General features: G+C 59.9%; 20 protein-coding genes. 9 read left to right on the top strand and 11 right to left on the bottom strand.

Annotated elements, in window-relative coordinates; all coding sequences use genetic code 11:
- The first annotated feature begins 3 nt into the window (after window positions 1–3).
- From OQ460_RS21385 to OQ460_RS21360, 6 genes are all read left to right on the top strand, one after another.
- Entirely contained in the window at window positions 4–999 is a 996-nt protein-coding gene (locus OQ460_RS21385; protein ID WP_410022079.1) for a septal ring lytic transglycosylase RlpA family protein, read from the top strand.
- 184 nt (window positions 1000–1183) lie between these two features.
- Complete coding sequence (locus OQ460_RS21380; RefSeq protein ID WP_410019322.1) at window positions 1184–2341, top strand: D-alanyl-D-alanine carboxypeptidase family protein; 1158 nt, start codon at window positions 1184–1186, stop codon at window positions 2339–2341.
- Window positions 2342–2426: 85 nt separating this feature from the next.
- Complete coding sequence (locus tag OQ460_RS21375; RefSeq protein WP_410019321.1) at window positions 2427–2702, top strand: DUF493 domain-containing protein; 276 nt, start codon at window positions 2427–2429, stop codon at window positions 2700–2702.
- Window positions 2702–3349, top strand: a complete 648-nt coding sequence (gene lipB / locus OQ460_RS21370; protein ID WP_410019320.1) for a lipoyl(octanoyl) transferase LipB — start codon at window positions 2702–2704, stop codon at window positions 3347–3349. Before OQ460_RS21375 ends, lipB begins: the two co-directional genes overlap by 1 nt.
- Window positions 3350–3374: 25 nt before the next feature.
- Entirely contained in the window at window positions 3375–4376 is a 1002-nt protein-coding gene (gene lipA / locus OQ460_RS21365) for a lipoyl synthase (protein ID WP_410022078.1), read from the top strand.
- Between the two features lie 151 nt (window positions 4377–4527).
- Window positions 4528–5460: a S66 peptidase family protein gene (locus OQ460_RS21360; RefSeq protein ID WP_410019319.1), complete on the top strand. Its 933-nt coding sequence runs from the start codon at window positions 4528–4530 to the stop codon at window positions 5458–5460.
- Between the two features lie 133 nt (window positions 5461–5593).
- Here OQ460_RS21360 and OQ460_RS21355 read toward each other — a convergent pair whose 3' ends face one another.
- From OQ460_RS21355 to leuS, 5 genes are all read right to left on the bottom strand, one after another.
- Window positions 5594–6919: a lytic murein transglycosylase gene (locus tag OQ460_RS21355; RefSeq protein ID WP_410019318.1), complete on the bottom strand. Its 1326-nt coding sequence runs from the start codon at window positions 6917–6919 to the stop codon at window positions 5594–5596.
- Between the two features lie 61 nt (window positions 6920–6980).
- Window positions 6981–7145, bottom strand: coding sequence for an alternative ribosome rescue factor ArfA (arfA, locus tag OQ460_RS21350; RefSeq protein ID WP_321863949.1), 165 nt, complete (start codon window positions 7143–7145; stop codon window positions 6981–6983).
- A 153-nt stretch (window positions 7146–7298) separates the two neighbouring features.
- Window positions 7299–8336, bottom strand: coding sequence for a DNA polymerase III subunit delta (gene holA, locus OQ460_RS21345; protein WP_410019317.1), 1038 nt, complete (start codon window positions 8334–8336; stop codon window positions 7299–7301).
- 39 nt (window positions 8337–8375) lie between these two features.
- Window positions 8376–8981, bottom strand: a complete 606-nt coding sequence (gene lptE, locus OQ460_RS21340) for an LPS assembly lipoprotein LptE (RefSeq protein ID WP_410019316.1) — start codon at window positions 8979–8981, stop codon at window positions 8376–8378.
- 90 nt (window positions 8982–9071) lie between these two features.
- The gene (gene leuS / locus OQ460_RS21335; protein ID WP_410019315.1) at window positions 9072–11678 is read right to left on the bottom strand and encodes a leucine--tRNA ligase; all 2607 of its coding nucleotides are present in this window, start codon (window positions 11676–11678) and stop codon (window positions 9072–9074) included.
- Between the two features lie 260 nt (window positions 11679–11938).
- Here leuS and OQ460_RS21330 point away from each other — a divergent pair, with 260 nt between their 5' ends.
- Together OQ460_RS21330 and OQ460_RS21325 are read left to right on the top strand one after the other, a co-directional pair.
- Window positions 11939–12256: a hypothetical protein gene (locus OQ460_RS21330; protein ID WP_410019314.1), complete on the top strand. Its 318-nt coding sequence runs from the start codon at window positions 11939–11941 to the stop codon at window positions 12254–12256.
- 104 nt (window positions 12257–12360) lie between these two features.
- Window positions 12361–13122 carry a YdcF family protein gene (locus OQ460_RS21325; RefSeq protein WP_410019313.1) on the top strand — a complete coding sequence of 254 codons (762 nt, stop codon included), beginning with the start codon at window positions 12361–12363 and terminating at the stop codon, window positions 13120–13122.
- Between the two features lie 62 nt (window positions 13123–13184).
- Here the strand turns inward: OQ460_RS21325 and lnt are convergent, their stop codons facing one another.
- The 5 genes from lnt to miaB form a co-directional block, all read right to left on the bottom strand.
- Window positions 13185–14708 (bottom strand): apolipoprotein N-acyltransferase, encoded by a 1524-nt coding sequence (gene lnt / locus OQ460_RS21320; RefSeq protein WP_410019312.1) that lies wholly within the window; start codon window positions 14706–14708, stop codon window positions 13185–13187.
- Window positions 14709–14716: 8 nt separating this feature from the next.
- Window positions 14717–15556: an HlyC/CorC family transporter gene (locus OQ460_RS21315; protein ID WP_049711385.1), complete on the bottom strand. Its 840-nt coding sequence runs from the start codon at window positions 15554–15556 to the stop codon at window positions 14717–14719.
- A 42-nt stretch (window positions 15557–15598) separates the two neighbouring features.
- The gene (ybeY, locus tag OQ460_RS21310) at window positions 15599–16057 is read right to left on the bottom strand and encodes an rRNA maturation RNase YbeY (RefSeq protein WP_410019311.1); all 459 of its coding nucleotides are present in this window, start codon (window positions 16055–16057) and stop codon (window positions 15599–15601) included.
- Complete coding sequence (locus OQ460_RS21305; RefSeq protein WP_410019310.1) at window positions 16050–17054, bottom strand: PhoH family protein; 1005 nt, start codon at window positions 17052–17054, stop codon at window positions 16050–16052. Before OQ460_RS21305 ends, ybeY begins: the two co-directional genes overlap by 8 nt.
- A gap of 226 nt (window positions 17055–17280) precedes the next feature.
- Window positions 17281–18609, bottom strand: coding sequence for a tRNA (N6-isopentenyl adenosine(37)-C2)-methylthiotransferase MiaB (gene miaB, locus OQ460_RS21300; RefSeq protein WP_410019309.1), 1329 nt, complete (start codon window positions 18607–18609; stop codon window positions 17281–17283).
- A 132-nt stretch (window positions 18610–18741) separates the two neighbouring features.
- Here miaB and OQ460_RS21295 point away from each other — a divergent pair, with 132 nt between their 5' ends.
- The gene (locus OQ460_RS21295) at window positions 18742–19068 is read left to right on the top strand and encodes a DUF1820 family protein (protein WP_003215457.1); all 327 of its coding nucleotides are present in this window, start codon (window positions 18742–18744) and stop codon (window positions 19066–19068) included.
- A gap of 128 nt (window positions 19069–19196) precedes the next feature.
- On the opposite strand, the gene OQ460_RS21290 is transcribed toward OQ460_RS21295, so the two are convergent.
- Window positions 19197–19751 (bottom strand): tetratricopeptide repeat protein, encoded by a 555-nt coding sequence (locus OQ460_RS21290; protein ID WP_410019308.1) that lies wholly within the window; start codon window positions 19749–19751, stop codon window positions 19197–19199.
- Window positions 19752–19781: the final 30 nt, after the last annotated feature.

Here is a 19781-nt window from a genome sequence, read left to right as displayed (position 1 = left end):
CTAATGCGGGTATCGCCGTTCAATAAACCGCTCAAGCTGGTGGCACTTGCCGCATTGTCCTTGCTGGTTGTCAGTTGTTCCACCAGTCGACCACCTGCCTCGAAGGCCGGTGGTACCGTCGTGCGTTCGACGCCGGGCCTGGATATCAACCGTGCCCACAAGGACGGCGCGCCATGGTGGGATGTCGATGTATCGCGCATCCCGGATGCCACGCCAACCCTGCATACCGGTGCCTACAAGGCTAACCCCTATACCGTGTTGGGCAAGACCTACTTCCCGCTGCAAGAGTCCAAGAACTATGTCCAGTCGGGCACCGCGTCCTGGTATGGCACCAAGTTCCATGGCCAGAACACCGCCAACGGTGAGGTCTATGACCTGTACGGCATGAGTGCTGCCCACAAGACCTTGCCACTGCCCGCCTACGTGCGTGTAACCAACCTGGACAACAACCGGGTGGTGATCCTGCGAGTCAACGACCGTGGGCCGTTTTATTCGGATCGCATTATCGACTTGTCCTACGCTGCGGCGAAGAAGCTCGGTTATGCCGAAAGCGGCACCGCGCGGGTCAAGGTCGAAGGTATCGATCCAGCCCAGTACTGGGCCCAGCGTGGCAAACCGGCACCGCTGATGCTCAACGAGCCGAAAGCCGCGCAACCGCAGATCACCGCTTCGGCGGGCAAGGTCGAGCAATGGACGCCACCGCCACAGCAACACGCTGCGCCGGTAGTGGCCGTGCCGCAGGCCGCGCCGGGTAGCGCGCCGGGTGGTCAGTACCTGCAAGTTGGGGCTTTCGCCAACCCGGATGCGGCAGAACTGTTAAGGTCCAAGCTCAGCGGGATGGTCAGCGCACCGGTATTTATCAGCTCCATCGTGCGTAACCAGCAGACTTTGCATCGTGTACGTCTTGGGCCGATTGGCTCGCCGGGCGAGATTGCCCAGGTACAGGACAGCGTTCGGTTGGCCAATCTGGGCCAGCCCAGCGTGGTCAGCGCCGAGTAATAAGCAGTAGCGGATTGATGGTTCAGGCTCGTTCGCGAGCCGGGGCTCTGGTTGCAGGCTATCGAATAATAAAAGCCCGAAGGCAAGGGTGAGCTGGCAACTGAACACGCGACAGCCTGGCAACGGGCTGTCTCAATAGTTTTGCCCGCAAGGGCAAGTTTCCATAAGCAATTTCGAGAGACGGATGAACATCACCACCTTAGCCAAACGCCTGTGCCTGCTTGTCCCGCTGATCATCGCGCCTGCTGCCTGGGCTGTCGACATGGTGCCAGCGGCGCCGCAACTGGCTGCAAAGTCCTACGTGCTCATGGATGCCGCCAGCGGCAACGTGCTGGTCGAGAACAATGGTGACCAGCGCCTGCCGCCGGCCAGCTTGACCAAGCTGATGACCGCCTACATCGCGACCCTGGAAATCCGTCGCGGCCAGATCGGTGAAAACGATCCGGTGACCGTCAGCGAAAACGCCTGGCGCACCGGCGGTTCGCGGATGTTCATCCAGGTCGGTTCGCAGGTCACCGTCAGCGACTTGCTGCACGGCATCATCATTCAGTCCGGTAACGACGCCAGCGTCGCTTTGGCCGAACACATTGCCGGCAGCGAAGATGCGTTCGCCGACATGATGAACAAAACCGCCACCGATCTGGGCATGACCAACAGTCATTTCATGAACCCGACCGGTCTGCCGAACCCCGAGCACTACTCGTCGGCCCATGATATGGCGATCCTGGCGCGCGCGATCATTCGTGTCGACCCGGTTCACTACGCGATCTACTCCCAGAAGGAGTTCTTCTGGAACAACATCAAGCAGCCTAACCGCAACCTGCTGTTGTGGCGTGACAAGACCGTCGACGGCCTGAAAACCGGCCACACCGACGAAGCCGGCTATTGCATGGTGTCTTCGGCGGTACGTGACGGCCAGCGTCTGATTGCCGTGGTCTTTGGCACCAACAGCGAGCAGTCTCGTGCGGCTGAAACCCAGAAGCTGCTGACCTACGGTTTCCGCTTCTTCGAAACCCAGACCTTCTACCAGAAGGGCGCTGAGCTGGCTCAAGCCCCGGTTTGGAAGGGTATCGAGCGTCAAATCAAGGCCGGCCTGGCTGAAGACCTGACCTTGACCATGCCTAAAGGCCAGCTCAAAAAGCTTGCGGCCAGCATGACCATGAACCCGCAACTGATTGCGCCTATCGCCAAGGGCGACGTAATCGGCAAAGTGGAAGTGAAGCTGGACGACAAGGTTGTTCACAGCTCCGACCTGATCGCGCTGGACGCTGTCGAGGAAGGTGGTATCTTCCGCCGCGTGTGGGATAGCATCCGTCTATTCTTCTACGGTTTGTTCAACTGATTGTGTGCACCTGCAAAGCCCCGCGTTGATCCGACGCGGGGCTTTGCCCGTCGCCACGGCTTACCGCTTACGAGGCCGTTCTGCCATGACCGATAAAGAAGTAAAGGCGCCAAAAATCGAATTTCCTGTGGTGGATTACCCCATCAAGGTGATCAGCGATACCGGTGTAGGCCGTAAAGACACGATCCTTGGAATCGTGCGTAAACACGCGACAATCAACGACAACCGTGTGGATGAGCGATCCAGCTCCACAGGTAAGTACACCACGATTCAGTTGCACATCGTTGCGACCGATCAAGACCAGCTCTACAACATCAACAGCGAGCTGCGAGCCACCGGCTTCGTACATATGGTGCTGTGATGTCGCAGGTTCTGGGCTTTCGCGAGCTCGGCCAGATGGAGTACGAGCCTGTCTGGCATGCCATGCAGCGTTTCACCAACGAGCGTGGCAGCTCGGCTGCCGACGAAGTCTGGCTGGTGGAACATCCATCGGTATTCACCCAGGGCCAGGCCGGCAAGGCCGAGCATTTGCTGTTGCCGGGGGATATTCCGGTGGTGCAGGTCGACCGAGGTGGCCAAGTGACTTACCATGGGCCCGGACAACTGGTGGCGTATTTGCTGCTGGATGTACGCAAGCTGGGGTTTGGCGTGCGCGAGCTGGTCAGTCGCATGGAAGCCTGCCTGATCGAGCTGTTGGCCAGCTACGGCGTGACCGCCGTGGCCAAGCCTGACGCACCGGGTGTGTACGTCGAGGGCGCGAAAATCGCCTCCCTGGGCCTGCGTATCCGCCATGGCTGCTCGTTTCATGGCCTGGCCCTGAATGTGGACATGGACCTGGCACCGTTCAAGCGGATCAACCCCTGTGGTTACGCCGGCTTGCCGATGACCCAGTTGCGCGATCACGCAACACCGATAGAATTTGCCGAGGTAAGTGCCCGGCTGCGCGCGCAGCTCGTCAAACACCTCGACTATGCTGAGCAGACGACCCTGACGGGCGGAATCGACTGATATGACTACTGATGTTGTGCAAACCATGATCCCGACGCTGGACATCACCGAGCGTCCGGCCCCGGCCCCGCGTGCCAAGGTGGAAGCCGGCGTCAAGCTGCGCGGCGCCGAGAAGGTTGCACGCATCCCGGTAAAGATCATTCCGACCACCGAACTGCCGAAAAAGCCTGACTGGATTCGCGTGCGCATCCCGGTCTCGCCGGAAGTCGACCGCATCAAGTCGCTGCTGCGTAAACACAAGCTGCACAGCGTGTGCGAAGAAGCCTCCTGCCCGAACCTGGGCGAGTGTTTCTCCGGTGGTACCGCGACCTTCATGATCATGGGCGACATCTGCACCCGTCGTTGCCCGTTCTGCGACGTTGGCCATGGCCGACCGAAGCCATTGGACATCAACGAGCCGCAAAGCCTGGCCATTGCCATTGCCGACCTGCGCCTCAAGTATGTGGTGATCACCTCGGTAGACCGTGATGACCTGCGTGACGGCGGTGCCCAGCACTTCGCCGATTGCATCCGCGAGATCCGCAAGCTGTCGCCGAACGTGATGCTCGAAACCCTGGTTCCGGATTACCGTGGCCGGATGGACGTCGCCCTGCAAATCACCGCCGCCGAGCCGCCAGATGTGTTCAACCACAACCTGGAAACCGTGCCGCGCCTGTACAAGGCTGCACGTCCGGGTTCGGACTATCAGTGGTCGCTGACCCTGCTGCAGAAGTTCAAGCAGATGATGCCGCATATTCCTACCAAATCCGGTCTGATGCTGGGTCTTGGCGAAACCGACGAAGAAGTCATCGAAGTCATGCAGCGTATGCGTGAACACGACATCGATATGCTGACCCTTGGCCAGTATCTGCAACCGTCCCGTAGCCACTTGCCAGTCCAGCGTTTCGTACACCCGGACACCTTTGCCTGGTTTGCCGAAGAAGGCTACAAGATGGGCTTCAAGAACGTGGCATCCGGCCCGTTGGTGCGCTCCTCGTACCATGCGGACGAACAGGCGAAACTGGTCAAGGCCAGCCTGGTTTCGTAATAAAGATCTGCGCAACTCTGCAGATCCAGTGTGGGAGGGGGCTTGCTCCCGATTGCGGTGTGCCAGTCACTATAGGTGCTGGCTGGGCCAACGCTATCGGGAGCAAGCCCCCTCCCACATTTCGTTGCGTGTTATATCGGGAGTTCCAGGGATGACCACTCAATTTGCCGCCGCCGTACCCGCCCTGCGCCCCGAGGGCGTGATCGGCCTGATCGCCCCAGCCGGCCCTGCTGCGCTGGATGTTGAAAAAGCCGGGCAATGGATGCGTGCCCGTGGCTACGAGCTGCGCATTTATCCCGGTGTTTACGAGCGCGACGGCTACCTGGCCGGCAGCGATGAAATGCGCCTGCGCGACTTGCATGCGGCCTTCGCCAACCCTGAAATCGATGCGATCCTCTGCCTGCGCGGCGGCTACGGCACGCCACGTTTGCTCGAGGCGCTGGATTTCGACCTGCTGCGTGCCAACCCCAAGCCATTTGTGGGTTACAGCGATATCACCGCGTTGCACCTGGCGATCAATCGGTATGCCGGCTTTGTGACGTTTCACGGGCCGATGCTTAATGCCGACCTGCTGGGCGAGAAGCAACAACCCACTGAGTCGTCGCTGTTCAACCTGTTGCGCGGAAAACTGAGGGTCGGCAGCCGGCTGGCGCAGCCGGTGGCTTTCCCCTTGACCACGCTTGAACCAGGTATCGCCAGCGGGCGCCTGTTGGGCGGCAACCTCTCAATGATCGCGGCCACCATGGGGACCGCCTACGAGATCGATGCCGAGGGCATCATCCTGTTTATCGAAGACGTCAATGAGCCGCTGTACCGCATTGACCGTTTGCTCACCCATCTGCGTCTGGCCGGCAAGCTGGACCAGTTGGCAGGTGTGTTGGTGGGGGATGTGGCGGGTGTGGATAACGTTGCGCTGGAAAGCTTGCTCAAGCAGACCTTTGCGCCGTTGTGCATTCCGGTGCTGGCTGGCTGGCGCAGCGGACACTGCGATCCCAACCTGACGTTGCCGATGGGTGCTCAGGTGCGCCTGGATGCGGGGGACAAGGTCTTGGTCCTGGAGCAGGACGTGGTGTTCAAGTCTTGAAATTGTCGGCGCCGGTCGTGGCGCTATCGGGAGCAAGCCCCCTCCCACATTTTTGACTGCATTCCAAAGGATGTACGCGGTCCAAATGTGGGAGGGGGCTTGCTCCCGATAGCGGTAGTTGCCGTAAGCAGATCTAGCGGCTCTGCAACGACTCCAGCAACTTCACCGTCGGATAACCATCTGCCGGCCGGCCCAGCGCCTGCTGTGCTGCGCGAATCGCCTTGCGTGTGTTGGCCCCGATAATTGCGTCCGGGTTGCCGGCGTCATAACCCTTGGCATTGAGCGCCGTCTGCAGCTCAATCCGCTGGGAGCGGGTCAGAGGCAGCTCATCCTTGGGCCATTGCCCACGAATCAAGCCCTCGCTCCCAAACCGCTGCGACAGCAAGCCAACAGCCAGCGCGTAGGATGACGAGTTGTTGTACTTGAGAATCGCGCGAAAGTTATCCAATACCAGGAACGCAGGGCCGCGATGGCCGGCGGGCAGCAGCAAGGCGGCGGACAGGTGCTCGACATTGTCCGGGACGCTGGCCCCGGGCGGTACCTGTAGACCCAGCTTCAACCATTCGCCCACAGGTTTGCGCACCACGCCATCGGCCAGGGAGTAGTCGAAGCTGGCAGGCAGTTGCTGTACTTCAAAACCCCATGGCTGGCCTTTCTGCCAGCCGGAGCTTTGCAGGTAGTGCGCGGTCGAGGCGAGGGCATCGGCGGAGCTGTTCCAGATATCGCGGCGACCGTCTCCATCGAAGTCCACCGCGTGGGTGTTGTAGGTCGTCGGAATGAACTGGGTCTGACCCATTGCGCCGGCCCAGGAACCTTTCATCTGTTCGGCCTGGATATCACCATGCTGGATGATTTGCAGCGCGGCCAGCAATTGCGCATGGGCAAACGCAGGGCGCCGGCCTTCGTAGGCCAGGGTCGCCAGGGAGCGGATCACCGAGTTGTTGCCCTGATACTGACCGAAATTGCTTTCCATGCCCCACACGGAGACCAGCATCTGGCGATCGACGCCGTAGCGTTGTTCGATACTTTGCAGGATGGCGGCGTGCCTGATCAGCAGGATTTTGCCATTGCGCACTCGCACAGGCGACAGCGCGCCATCGAGGTATTCCCACACCGGGCGGGAGAACTCGGGCTGGCTGCGGTCTGCGCGGATCACGGCCATGTCGGGGCTGACGTCGGCAAACGCGGTATCGAACACGGCTGCAGTGATGCCGGCTTTCAGGGCCTCGACGCGAAACCCGGCTTGCCATTCGGCAAAGGTTTGGGTTGGCTGGATATCCAGGTTGTTTACGGCCAGGGGCGCAACCACGGCCGGTGCAGTAACCGGTGCAGTTTTCAGCGCAGGCAGGGGCTGAGCGTCTGCGGCGGTAGGTTTTTCGGCGCAGGCGACTAACAGAATAAGGCTGGAGGCAGCGATCAATTGGCGTAGGTGCCAACGATGGGGAAGACTAGAGGGCATGCACAGGTCCAGGAAATACGAATCAGGTGCAAACCTTATCATGCCAGAGGGGCGCTTGCCTTCAGGCAGCCAGAAAGTAAGAAGCCTCCCAGCTATTAGACTGGAAGGCTTCGCGGCGGTAGCTGCCTTTGCCCTTGCCGGAACGTTCCTGGCGGCTGCGGAACAATGGCTGGGCGATGATTGATTTGGCCTTGTTGGGGCCATGCTTGGATGGCTTTTTGCTCATGATGGGTACTCTCGTGGGGTGGGTGGAACGGCGCAAATGATCTGCCGAAGTTCTGCCGCTGTAAAGCCCTGCGATGTGTAGGAAATATAAAAAATCTGGATGTGTACACAGTCAAAATGTGGGTGCGGGCTTCATGGTGTTTTTGAGAGAGGATTATTCGGCGGGGAGTGCCAGGCGTTGGCCGGACATCAGCAGCGACAAGCGACTGAGGCCCATCCACGGCGATCCTGCCGCCTGACCCTTGATCTGCGCATCGATACGCTGGGCTTCCAGCAGCAATTGCGCCCAGCGTTGCGCCGAGTGTCGTTGTAGGGCTTTGCTCATCAGCGGTTTACGCTTGTCCCACACCGGCGGTCGGGCCAGGCTGAAGGCCTTGTCCAGCGGGATGCCCTGGCTGTATTGCAAGGACAAGTTGGCCAGCAGACGCAATTCCCGGGCCAGGGCCCAGAGAATCACTGGCGGTTCCACTCCTTCGCCGCGCAGCCCTTCGAGCATGCGCAAGGCGTGGGCGGCTTCGCCATTGAGGATCGCGTCCACCAGCCCGAATACGTCAAAACGCGCGCTGTCGGCCACGGCGCCTTGCACGGTTTCAAGTGTGATCTGCCCACCTTCGGCCATCAGCTTGAGCTTTTCGATTTCCTGGGCCGCTGCCAGTAAATTGCCTTCGACCCGGGCCGCGATCAGCTCTACGGCATCCTGGCTGGCAGTAAGACCGGCTTGTGACAGGCGCTGGCGAATCCACTGTGGAAGTTGACTGCCATCCACCGGCCAGATCTGGATGAACTGGGTTTGTGGTCCGTCCACCAGGGCCTTGCCCCATTTGGTTTTCTGCGCGCTGCCATCCAGCTTGGGCAGGCTGATCAACAGCAGCGTGTCTTCGGCTGGGCGTGCACAGTATTCCATCAAGGCTGCCGCGCCTTTGTCGCCGGGCTTGCCTGAAGGCAGGCGCAGTTCCAGCAGGCGCTTTTGCGCAAACAGCGACATGCTCGCGCCGGCTTGCAGCAGTGTGCCCCAGTCGAAGCTGGCGTCGGCGCTGAACACCTGGCGCTCATCATAGCCCTGCTGGCGAGCAGCCTGGCGAATGGCGTCGGCGGCCTCCTGACATAACAGCGGATCATCACCGCTGATAATGTAGACGGGTGCGAGGCCACCTTGCAGGTGTTTGGCGAGTTGGGCGGGAGCTAGTTTCATAGGCGGGTCGAACAGGGCGCTTGACGCGCCCTGTCTGGTTTACTCGACAGGTACTTCGACAGGTGATTGCTTCGGCACGCTGTTTTCGTACTCTTGCGCGGCTTTCAGTGCATCGGCCTCTGCCTTGGCCTTGGCGTCGGCGGTTTGCTGAAGCGCGTCCAACTGGGCCGGGCTCAGCATCTGCAGGCGCAGGACCATGCGCTGTACTAGGTCGCGGCGCATTTCATTGCGCACCTGGGTGCTTTCCGAGTCGGAACCGACCAGGTTGTTGCCGTCGCGGCTTACGACTTTCTGTACCTGCAATTTGTCGCTGAGCAGCGGCAGTTGGTCGTGGCCCTGGATCTCGAAGTCGAGCACGCTGCTTAATTCGACGTCCGAAGCACGACCGGCGCTGGCGTAACTGATATTGCGCTGGGTTTCTTTCTCGCTGACCAGGACCAGCTTGTAAGGCGCGCCGCTGTAGACGTTGACGCCGCTGTCCTCGAGAACCTGACGCAGTTGGGTCACGGTCTCGCCGTAGGCGTTACGGGCACTGACGTCCAGTTCCTTGATCGCCAGTTCGGTGGTGCCGGTGCCGCGCAGCTGGAAGCCGCAAGCGCTCAGCAATACAGCAAGGCCCATTACCAGCAGATTGCGTTTGATCATTTTGTTGCTCCCCTTGAAACCATATGGGCCTTATCGAGGCCCTGGAGGTTTTGTTCGGCGCCCGGGTTGGTGGCCCGGCGCCCGATCCGATTAGCTAGCGACGATATTGACCAGTTTGCCGGGCACCACGATCACTTTGCGGATCGTCAGGCCTTCGGTGAAGCGCAGTACATTCTCGTTGATACGAGCGGCGGCCTCGACCTCTTCGCGGCTGGCGCTGGCGGGCATGTCGATCTGGCCGCGCAGCTTGCCGTTGACCTGGATCACCAGTTGCAAGGTGTCCTGTACCAGTGCGCTGTCATCCACTGTCGGCCAGGCAGCGTCGATCACGGCACCACTGTGGCCCAACTGTGCCCACAGTTCATGGCTGATGTGCGGGGTGATCGGTGCCAGCAACAGGGTGACGGTTTCCAGGCCTTCCTGAATCAGGGCGCGATCCTGCTCTGTGGCGTGCGGGGCTTTTTCCAGTACGTTCATCAGTGTCATCACCTGGGCGATGGCAGTGTTGAACTTGTGGTGCTGGCCCACGTCCTGGCTGGCTTGCTTGATGGCCAGGTGGGTGCTGCGACGAACGAGTTTCTGCTCGTCGGTCAATGAGCCCACGTCCAGCTTGCCTGGCAGACCTTGGCCAACATGGCTGTGTGCCAGGCGCCAGACACGCTTGAGGAAACGGTGCGAACCTTCAACGCCGGAGTCGGACCATTCGGCGCTCATGTCAGGTGGCGAGGCGAACATCATGAACAGGCGGCAGGTATCGGCGCCGAACTGGTCAATCATCGATTGTGGGTCAACGCCGTTGTTCTTCGACTTGGCCATCTTCTCGGTGCCACCGATTTCCACCGGCAGGCCATCGGCGATCAGCTTGGCGCTGATGACCTTGGCTTTGCTGTCACGCTCAAGCTCGACGTCCGCCGGGTTGAACCAGGTGTAGGCACCATTGGCTTCGCGACGATAGTAAGTCTCGGCGATCACCATGCCCTGGGTCAGTAGGTTCTTGAACGGCTCGTTGGAGCTGACCAGGCCTTCGTCGCGCATCAGCTTGTGGAAGAAGCGTGCGTAAAGCAGGTGAAGAATGGCGTGTTCGATACCGCCGATGTACTGATCCACCGGCAACCAGTGGTCGGCCGCCGATTTCTCGACCAGGCCGCCTTCATAGTGTGGCGAAGCGTAGCGGGCGTAGTACCAGGAGGACTCGACGAAGGTGTCCATGGTGTCGGTTTCACGCTTGGCCGGTGCGCCACATTTCGGGCAACTGCACTCGTAGAACTCGGGCATGCGTGCCAGCGGCGAACCGGCACCGTCCGGCACCACGTCTTCGGGCAGTACCACCGGCAGTTGATCTTCCGGCACAGGCACGTCACCGCAGGTTTCACAGTGGATGATCGGGATCGGGCAGCCCCAGTAGCGCTGGCGGCTGATGCCCCAGTCGCGCAGGCGGAACTGGGTGCGCGAGGCACCAAGGTTTTTCTTGATCAGCGCCACTTCCATGGCGTCGAAGGCACCCACGAAGTCCAGGCCGTCGAACTCGCCGGAGTTGATCAGGGTGCCATGTTCGCCGTAGGCGTCCTGCCACGGGGCAGGGTTGGTGTCACCGGAGCTGGTGCGCACCACGGACTTGATCGGCAGGTTGTACTTGGTGGCAAACTCGAAATCGCGTTCGTCATGGGCCGGCACAGCCATTACTGCGCCATCCCCGTAGTGCATCAGCACATAGTTGGCGACCCATACCGGCAGCTTTTCACCGGTCAGGGGGTGCTCGACGAACAGGGAGGTCGGCAGGCCTTTTTTCTCCTGGGTGGCGACGTCGGCTTCGGCAACGCTGCCGCCTTTGCATTCGGCGATGAACGCCTGCAGCTCAGGGTTATTCTGTGCGGCTTGGGTAGCCAGCGGGTGTTCGGCGGCCACGGCGACGTAGGTCGCGCCCATCAGGGTGTCCGGACGGGTGGTGAAAACCTTCAGGGTGCCCGCTTCGCCGATCGAGTCGACGTTGTACGGAAACTGTACTTCCATGCCACGGGATTTGCCGATCCAGTTGCGTTGCATGGTCTTGACTTGCTCGGGCCAGCCCGGCAGATCGTCGAGGCTCGACAAGAGTTCATCTGCATAAGCAGTGATCTTGAAGTAGTACATCGGGATTTCGCGCTTTTCGATCAGCGCGCCGGAACGCCAGCCGCGTCCGTCGATCACCTGTTCGTTGGCCAGTACGGTCTGGTCGACCGGGTCCCAGTTCACGGTACCGTTCTTGCGGTAGATCACGCCTTTTTCGAACAGGCGGGTAAACAGCCATTGTTCCCAGCGGTAGTAATCGGGCTTGCAGGTGGTCACTTCGCGTGACCAGTCCACCGCCAGGCCCAGGCTGCGCAGTTGGGTCTTCATGTAGGCGATGTTTTCGTAGGTCCACTTGGCCGGCGCTACGTTATTTTTCATCGCGGCGTTTTCCGCCGGCATGCCGAACGCGTCCCAACCCATGGGTTGCAGGACGTTCTTGCCGAGCATGCGCTGGTAGCGGGAAATCACGTCGCCGATGGTGTAGTTACGCACGTGCCCCATGTGTAGCTTGCCGCTGGGGTAAGGGAACATCGACAGGCAATAGAAAGTTTCCTTGCCTGGCTGCTCACTGACTTCAAAGGACTTTTGCTCGTCCCAGAACGACTGGGCGGCATTTTCTATTTCACGGGGCTGATATTGTTCGTGCATGGCTACTTTTGAACTGAATAGGGGTGGCCTAATCCTCTTCAATGCAACGCTTGGGGAGATCGCCGTCAGAAACAGCGCGTCCATGCCCAAACCCTGCTGGAAGTGGAGTTACAGGAAGCGCCGTAGCATACATGACCCCACTCTATCGAGGGAAACCCTGATTGCGCAGCGCAGGCCGTTGGTCGCGGCGTCTGGTCGGTTTCGCCAGCACAGCTACGCTGTTTATTGGGGAGTGAGTCTTATCTTCAATGAGGTGAGGGATGGTCGATACGCAGCGAATGTTAACGAAACCGGAAATCTACGAAGGGCTGATCGACCGTCTCGGTCGAGCACTGGACGTGGCAAGAACTGCGGGCCGATTGCGTGATGAGCGGCCCGATGAGCTGGAACTGCGAGGCTTGAGCCCTGCGGAGTTTGAAGTGATCAAGGCTTATCTGGACTTGAACGAACGTACGGCGCCGCAATGGTTGGCACCACCGCCAATCAAGGAGCCTGCACGCTCGGCCAAGGTTGTATGGCTCAAGGACGTGTCGACTGGTCGTGGCCCGGAAAAACGCCGGTCCGCAAGATTCAAGTAGCACTTGTCGCCTGATCATCGTTATCCAGTACCTCTTTCAATCTTCCAAAGATTGTCGCTGAACCCCGTTACACCTTAGGCTTCGGGCATCTTTGGAGATGCTCGATGCCTATTCGTTATTTCATTAAACAATTGTTGTTGCCGCCCGGCATTCTGTTGCTGTTGCTGGCATTTGCCTGGTGGTTTCGCCGCAGTCGTCCGCGCCTCGCTGCGGTGTGCTTTGCCCTGGGATTGGGCGGGATGTGGCTGATGAGCCTGCCAGTGGTAGTGCAATGGTGCGCCAACGCCCTGGAGACGGAGCCGCCCTTGGCGCTTGACGAATGGGCGACCCTGGCTCAGCGGGCCGATGCGATTGTGGTATTGGGCTCGGGGCGTGAGCGGGGCGACCCGGCATGGGGTTCGGATCAGCCCACCGGAATTGGTCTCGAGCGCCAGCGTTACGCCGCCAGGCTGGCCAAGGCTTCGGGCTTGCCGGTATTGACCACAGGCGGCCAGCACTATGGCACGCCGCCCAGCGAGGCAGAATTGATGGCGGTATCGCTGCGTGATGACTTTGGCGTCAGCGTGCGCTGGAAGGAGGAGCGCAGCCGTACCACCTGGGAGAACGCGCAAATGAGTGCGCAGATTTTACTGCCTCAAGGCATTAAGCGTGTGGTGGTCGTGACCCAGGCTTGGCACATGCCACGTTCGGTCTGGAGTTTTGAAAAGGCCGGATTTACCGTGGTGCCGGCGCCCGTCGGGTTTCTGGGTGTCGATAATGCGCGACCGCTGGGCGGCTGGATGCCAGAGTTCAAGTCGGTGTGGCAGAGCGGGCAGTTGCTGAACGAGGCGGTGGGGCAGGTGGGATATCGGTTGTTTTACAGGTAACACCGCAGGATAAATGTGGGAGCGAGCAAGCCCGCTCCCACATTGGGTTTTGTGTTTGTCTGCTAGACGGTTTTTGCCATCCTGCCCGCCAGCAACGCCCAACCGAACAGCAGCAGGCACGCAATGATCAACGGCCATGAGCGCCATTGCAGGTACGGCGTCAGGTTATGCATCGGCACAACTTCGCCGTAGAGAATGCCGCGCTCGAATTGCGGGATCTGTGCGGTGATCTGGCCGAAAGGGTTGATCAGGCCGGTAACCCCGTTGTTGGTGGCGCGAATCATCCAGCGGCCGGCTTCAAGGGCGCGCATCTGAGCCATTTGCAAATGCTGCAAGGGGCCGATGGAGGTGCCGAACCACGTGTCATTGCTGATGGTCAGCAGCAGGTCGCTGCGGGCGGCCAGGCTGGCGGCGAATTCGGGATAGACCACTTCGTAACAGATGTACGGCGCAATCTGGTAACCCTTGGCTTGCAGCAGCGCCTGGTCAGAAGGACCGCGGGCAAAGTCGGACATCGGCAAGTCAAAGAAGGCAATCAGTCCGCGTAACACATCTTGCAGTGGCACGTATTCGCCAAACGGCACCAGTTTCTGTTTCAGGTACGTACCATCACCTTCGCCGGCTACGGTGATGCCATTGAAATAGCGTTTCTGCTGATGAAGTTCCTGGCGGATTGGCACGCCAGTAATCAACGCTGAATCCCGATCGGCAGCAAACTTGCCCATCATCCCGAGGTAGCCCTCCACGGACTCCTTGAGCACCGGCACGGCGGTTTCCGGCCAGACCAGCAGGTCGACACGCTTGGAGGCAAAGCTCATGTCTCGGTACAGCGCCAGTTGTGCGCTGAGTTGTTCCGGGTCCCACTTCATGCTTTGTTCGACGTTGCCCTGAATCGCCGCCACCGTCAGCGGTGCGCCGGCGGGGCTGGTCCAGGCATGGTGCTTGAGTGCCAGCCCAATCCCCCATGGAGCGACCAATAACAGCAGGCCGGCGCCGATAAACAGATTAGATTTTGTGGCCAGCAAGCGCGGCAGGTTGCAGAGTAATGCGGCGGTCAGTGCCAAGGCGAAGGAGATCAGCCAGATGCCGCCCAGCGGCGCCAATCCTGCAAGAGGTCCGTCAAGCTGACTGTAGCCGGAGTAGAGCCAAGGGAAACCAGTGAGGAACCAGCCGCGAAACGCTTCCTGGCCCACCCACAATGCGGCAAACGCCAAGGCATCGGCCAACGGCGCTTCATTGCGCCGGATCCAGCGGGTCCAGAGCCAGGCCGGTAGTGCGAAGAACAAGGCAATGGCTGCGGTGAACGCGAGCATCAACAGCCCGGCCAGCAACACCGACGCGCCGCCGAAATGATGGATGCTGTAGTAGATCCAGCTGGTACCGGCGCCGAACAGGCCGAAACCGAAACACCAGCCACGCCCGAAGGCCTGGCGCGGTGTCAGCTCACGCAGCCCGACATAGAAAAACCCGACCGCCACCAGTGCCAGCGGCCAGATATCGAAAGGCGCCAACGCCAGGGTGGTGATGGCGCCGGCCACCACGGCCAGCAGATTACCGGGCCAGCCGGGTGTGGTGAGACGGCGCATGTCAGTCCTTAGCGGGCAATAGGTGTAAGGCGGATCAGGTGAATCCTGCGACTATCGGCATTCAGGATGCGAAAGCGATAGGCGCCGATTTCCGTGGTTTCGTTGCGCTTGGGCAAATGGCCGAATGCACTCATCACCAGGCCGCCGACGGTGTCGAATTCATCGTCGGAGAACTCGCTGTCGAAGAACTCGTTGAAGTTCTCGATAGGCGTCAGCGCCTTGATCAGGAAGTCACCGCTGGGCAGTGGCTTGATGTAGCTGTCTTCTTCGACGTCGTGCTCGTCTTCGATGTCGCCGACGATTTGTTCCAGCACGTCTTCGATGGTGACCAGGCCTGCAACACCGCCGTATTCGTCAATCACGATGGCCATGTGATTGTGGTTGGCGCGGAACTCGCGCAGCAGCACATTCAGGCGCTTGGATTCAGGTACGAAGGTTGCCGGGCGCAGCAAGTCCTTGATGTTGAAGTTGTCGCCGTTCTCCTTGAGGATCAGCGGCAGCAGATCCTTGGCCAGCAGAACGCCCATGACATCGTCATGGCTTTCACCGATCACCGGGTAGCGCGAGTGCGCCGAGTCGATGACGGCCGGGAGGAACTCCCGTGGGGTCTGGGTCGCCTTGATGCTGATCATCTGCGAGCGTGGGACCATGATGTCCCGAACCTGCAGGTCAGCGACCTGGATGGCGCCTTCGACGATGGCCAGCGCTTCGCTGTCCAGCAATTTGTTCTGATGGGCCTCGCGCAGCAGCTCCAGCAGCTCCTGGCGGTTTTTCGGCTCGTGGGCAAAAGCCTGGGTGATCTTACCCAGCCATGACTTTTGCCCGTTGCTCGATCGGTCTTCGCTCATAGCGATTACTCTAAATCCTTGATTGTTTCAGTTGAGTGTCGATTAGTGTTCGTCGTCTGCATACGGATCAGGATGACCCAACTCTGCAAGCAACGTTCGTTCCAGTGTTTCCATTTCCTCGGCTTCTTCGTCATCTATATGGTCGTAACCCAACAGATGCAAGCAGCCGTGCATGACCAAGTGGGCCCAGTGGGCCTCAAGTGCCTTGCCTTGTTCCTTCGCTTCGCGCTCCACCACCTCGACGCAGATCACCAGATCACCCAGCAGCGGGATATCCAGCAGCTCGTCGGGTACGTCGGCGGGGAATGACAGCACGTTGGTCGCGTAGTCTTTCTGGCGCCAGGTGTGATTTAGTTCGCGGCCTTCAGGCTCGTCCACCAGACGAATGGTCAGTTCCGAGTCGGCGCTGCGCTGGCGCAAGGCCAGTGCGCACCATTGACGGAATTGTTCTTCGCTGGGGGCGGGCGCTTCGGTGGCCAATTGCAGATCAAGCTCAAGCATCGCGGCGGGCGTCCTTGGACAATCCATCGTCGCGGTGTTCGAAGCGCTCGTAAGCTTCGACAATGCGCTGGACCAGCGGATGGCGCACCACGTCCTTGGGCATGAAGTGGGTGAAGCTGATCCCCGGCACGTCCTTGAGCACTTCGATCACCTGGCCCAGGCCCGACTTGGTGCCCTTGGGCAGGTCGACCTGGGTGATGTCACCGGTGATCACGGCGGTGGAGCCGAAACCGATACGGGTCAGGAACATCTTCATTTGCTCGACAGTGGTGTTCTGGCTCTCGTCAAGAATGATGAAGCTGTTGTTCAGGGTCCGGCCACGCATGTAGGCCAGTGGAGCAATTTCGATCACCTGGCGCTCGATCAGCTTGGCCACGTATTCAAAGCCGAGCATCTCATAGAGCGCATCGTAGAGCGGGCGCAGGTACGGGTCGATTTTCTGGGCGAGGTCGCCGGGCAGAAAACCGAGCTTTTCGCCGGCTTCCACCGCAGGGCGCACCAGCAGGATGCGTCGCACCTGTTCACGCTCCAGTGCATCCACCGCGCAGGCCACGGCCAGATAGGTCTTGCCGGTACCGGCCGGGCCGATGCCGAAGTTGATGTCGTTGCCGAGAATCTCTTTGACGTAGCGCTGCTGATTCAAGCCGCGTGGGCGAATCATGCCTTTTTTGGTACGCAGCGCCACGCTGGCTTCGGCGACCGGGTTGTTCGCCAGGTCTTCCACGGCGGATTCCTGCAAGTACAGATGCACGGTTTCCGGCGATAGCTCGCTACCCTTGGTTTCACGGTAGAGGCGACGCAGCAGGTTTTCTGCAGACGCAGTGTGTTGGGGTTCACCAATGAGCTCGAACTGGTTGCCGCGATTGCGGATTTCGATGCCCAGGCGTTGTTCGATCAGGCGCAAATGCTCGTCGAACTGTCCGCACAGATTGGCGAAGCGGCGAGCCTCAAAGGGCTCGAGGAGGAAACGATGGGGTTCTACTATGGGTGCGTTCAAGGTTGCTTTTAGCCGCCCTTTGGCTGTTTGGGTGAAATAGAGGATAACGCCAGGCGCCGGTGTGCGAAAGCACTTAAATAGCCTGAGTGTGGTGCGATTCCCATGTGGGAGCGGGCTTGCTCGCGAAGGCGGCGGATCAGTTGATACATGTGTTGGCCGGCCCACCGTCTTCGCGAGCAAGCCCGCTCCCACTTTTTGATCTCCATCTGCCAGAAATATTGATGGGTTACTGGATCAACGAGCCGCGCAACGAGTGCGGTTGTGCCGCGTCGATATGCACGTCGGCGAACTGGCCGATCAAGGTCGGGTTGTCGCAGCGGAAGTTGACGATTCGGTTGTTCTCCGTACGCCCCTGCAACTCGCCTGGGTCTTTCTTCGAGTAATCGGTCACCAGAATACGCTGGGTCGAACCGACCATTTGTCGGCTGATTTCGAACCCCTGTTGGTTGAGACGGTGTTGCAGGGCGTTCAAGCGCTCTTTCTTCAGCTCTTCCGGGGTTTCGTCCAGCAGGTCGGCGGCCGGGGTGCCGGGGCGCTGGCTGTAGACGAACGAGTAGGAGAAGTCGAAACCGACATCTTCGATCAGTTTCATGGTCTGCTGGAAGTCTTTCTCGGTCTCGCCGGGGAAGCCGACGATAAAGTCCGAACTGATGCAGATGCCCGGTACAGCGGCGCGCAATTTGCGTAGCTTGGACTTGTATTCCAGGGCGGTGTGGTTGCGCTTCATCGCAGAAAGAATACGGTCCGAGCCCGATTGCACCGGCAAATGCAAATGCTTGACCAGCTCCGGGACCTCGGCGTGGGCCTGGATCAGGCTGTCGGAGAACTCCAGGGGGTGTGAGGTGGTGTAGCGAATCCGCTCGATCCCGTCGACCGCAGCGACCACGCGGATCAATTCCGCCAGGTCGGCCAGGCGCCCGTCGTGGGTCAGGCCGCGATAACCGTTGACGTTCTGGCCCAGCAGGGTGACTTCGCGCACGCCGTTCTCGGCCAGGTGGATGATTTCTGCCAGTACGTCGTCGAACGGCCGGCTGACTTCCTCCCCGCGGGTATAAGGCACGACGCAGAAGGTGCAGTACTTGCTGCAGCCTTCCATGACCGACACGTAGGCACTCGGGCCGTCGATACGGGGTTCGGGCAGGTGATCGAATTTTTCGATTTCCGGGAATGACACATCGACCTGCGGCAGCTTGGTGGAACGGGCTGCGTCGATCATTTCCGGCAAGCGGTGCAAGGTCTGGGGCCCGAAGACCACATCGACATACGGCGCGCGATCGCGGATCGCCGCACCTTCCTGGCTGGCAACGCAGCCGCCGACGGCGATCACCATCTCCGGATTGGCCAGTTTCAGCTCACGCCAGCGGCCCAGTTGCGAGTAGACGCGGTCCTGGGCCCGCTCACGGATCGAGCAGGTGTTGAGCAGGATCACGTCGGCATCTTCGGCGCGGGCGGTGACTTCCAGGGCCTGGTGTTCACCCAGCAGATCCACCATGCGCGAGCTGTCGTACTCGTTCATCTGGCAACCGTGGGTTTCGATGTAAAGCTTCTTGGCCATGGGGGATCGTCAACTGGTGGTAAAGAACCGCGCATTATAGGGGGCATATCCATTGGTTCCTAGCGCTGTGCATCGGGTGCCATGCTATAGTTCGCGCCCTCTTTTATATCCCCGATGTGTTACTCGTCCCCCATGACCAAACGTGAAGCTCCAATCTACAAGGTGATTTTCCTTAACCAGGGCCAGGTGTTCGAAATGTACGCCAAGCAGATCTATCAAAGTGATCTGTGGGGCTTCCTGGAAGTGGAAGAGTTCGTCTTTGGCGAGCGCACGCAGCTGGTCGTCGACCCGGGCGAGGAAAAGCTCAAGGCCCAGTTTGAAGGCGTGGTGCGCAGTTTTGTACCGATGCATTCGATTGTGCGTATCGATGAAGTCGAGCGCCTGGGTACGCCCAAGATCAGCGAGGCGCGTGGAATGAGCAATGTCATGCCGTTTCCGATGCCGATGCCTGAAAAGTAGGGTGTTAGACCGCGTCGCGCCGTTCGCGAGCAAGCCCGCTCTCACACTTGACCGATTTCCAAGCTTGGAATGCGTTCAAGTGTGAGAACGGGCTTGCTCGCGAAAGGGCCTTCAAAGGCGCTGAAGAGTCAGGGCAGGGGAGAGAAAGGCGAGCGCCCATCCGCACTCTGCAGTTCCTGTAGATAATTGCGGAAAATCTGTCCCAGCACCTGGGTCGCCACTTCCAGCTCATCGCGCTGCATGTGCTCGGCCACCTCGTCAGCGGTGTCCAGCGCGTCTTCAGCGCCGTTGACCGCTGCCATTTTCAGCACGATATATGCCTGAACGTTATTGGCTGCCACCCCTTCGCCGTGGAAGAACATGCTGCCCAGCTGGAATTGCGCCTGGGCATGGCCTTGCAACGAGGCTTTCTCGAAGAAGCTCAAGGCCTTGTTCAAGTCATGTGCAGGGTTTTTGCTGTCGTGGAAGAATTCGCCCAACTCGTATTGAGCCTGCGCATCCCCGCTGTCGGCCAGTGTCTGACAGGCGCTCAGCGCTTGCGCCTGGCTTTCGGGCTGAGTATTGAGGGTGCAATGACCCATCGCTGGGATCAACAACGAGTTGCCGCCTGCTTGTGCTTGCGCGAGCAGCGGCTGAAGGAGCAACAGGCAGCCCAGTACCAGGGTGCGGCCGGTGCGTTTCATGGGAATCGACTTACCTCTGACGGGGCGCGT

It is taken from the genome of Pseudomonas imrae, from assembly GCF_046352735.2.
Lineage (GTDB): Bacteria > Pseudomonadota > Gammaproteobacteria > Pseudomonadales > Pseudomonadaceae > Aquipseudomonas > Aquipseudomonas imrae.
This window is presented reverse-complemented; position numbering and strand designations above follow the sequence as displayed.

Bases quoted from the DNA above. Each gene is read 5' to 3' on its own strand.
- lptE (WP_410019316.1), bottom strand. From the start codon at position 8,981: ATGATCAAACGCAATCTGCTGGTAATGGGCCTTGCTGTATTGCTGAGC.
- lipA (WP_410022078.1), top strand. From the start codon at position 3,375: ATGATCCCGACGCTGGACATCACCGAGCGTCCGGCCCCGGCCCCGCGT.
- OQ460_RS21315 (WP_049711385.1), bottom strand. From the start codon at position 15,556: ATGAGCGAAGACCGATCGAGCAACGGGCAAAAGTCATGGCTGGGTAAG.
- OQ460_RS21375 (WP_410019321.1), top strand. From the start codon at position 2,427: ATGACCGATAAAGAAGTAAAGGCGCCAAAAATCGAATTTCCTGTGGTG.
- OQ460_RS21330 (WP_410019314.1), top strand. From the start codon at position 11,939: ATGGTCGATACGCAGCGAATGTTAACGAAACCGGAAATCTACGAAGGG.
- OQ460_RS21385 (WP_410022079.1), top strand. From the start codon at position 4: ATGCGGGTATCGCCGTTCAATAAACCGCTCAAGCTGGTGGCACTTGCC.
- OQ460_RS21380 (WP_410019322.1), top strand. From the start codon at position 1,184: ATGAACATCACCACCTTAGCCAAACGCCTGTGCCTGCTTGTCCCGCTG.
- leuS (WP_410019315.1), bottom strand. From the start codon at position 11,678: ATGCACGAACAATATCAGCCCCGTGAAATAGAAAATGCCGCCCAGTCG.
- arfA (WP_321863949.1), bottom strand. From the start codon at position 7,145: ATGAGCAAAAAGCCATCCAAGCATGGCCCCAACAAGGCCAAATCAATC.
- lnt (WP_410019312.1), bottom strand. From the start codon at position 14,708: ATGCGCCGTCTCACCACACCCGGCTGGCCCGGTAATCTGCTGGCCGTG.
- holA (WP_410019317.1), bottom strand. From the start codon at position 8,336: ATGAAACTAGCTCCCGCCCAACTCGCCAAACACCTGCAAGGTGGCCTC.
- OQ460_RS21290 (WP_410019308.1), bottom strand. From the start codon at position 19,751: ATGAAACGCACCGGCCGCACCCTGGTACTGGGCTGCCTGTTGCTCCTT.
- lipB (WP_410019320.1), top strand. From the start codon at position 2,702: ATGTCGCAGGTTCTGGGCTTTCGCGAGCTCGGCCAGATGGAGTACGAG.
- ybeY (WP_410019311.1), bottom strand. From the start codon at position 16,057: ATGCTTGAGCTTGATCTGCAATTGGCCACCGAAGCGCCCGCCCCCAGC.
- OQ460_RS21325 (WP_410019313.1), top strand. From the start codon at position 12,361: ATGCCTATTCGTTATTTCATTAAACAATTGTTGTTGCCGCCCGGCATT.
- miaB (WP_410019309.1), bottom strand. From the start codon at position 18,609: ATGGCCAAGAAGCTTTACATCGAAACCCACGGTTGCCAGATGAACGAG.
- OQ460_RS21355 (WP_410019318.1), bottom strand. From the start codon at position 6,919: ATGCCCTCTAGTCTTCCCCATCGTTGGCACCTACGCCAATTGATCGCT.
- OQ460_RS21295 (WP_003215457.1), top strand. From the start codon at position 18,742: ATGACCAAACGTGAAGCTCCAATCTACAAGGTGATTTTCCTTAACCAG.
- OQ460_RS21360 (WP_410019319.1), top strand. From the start codon at position 4,528: ATGACCACTCAATTTGCCGCCGCCGTACCCGCCCTGCGCCCCGAGGGC.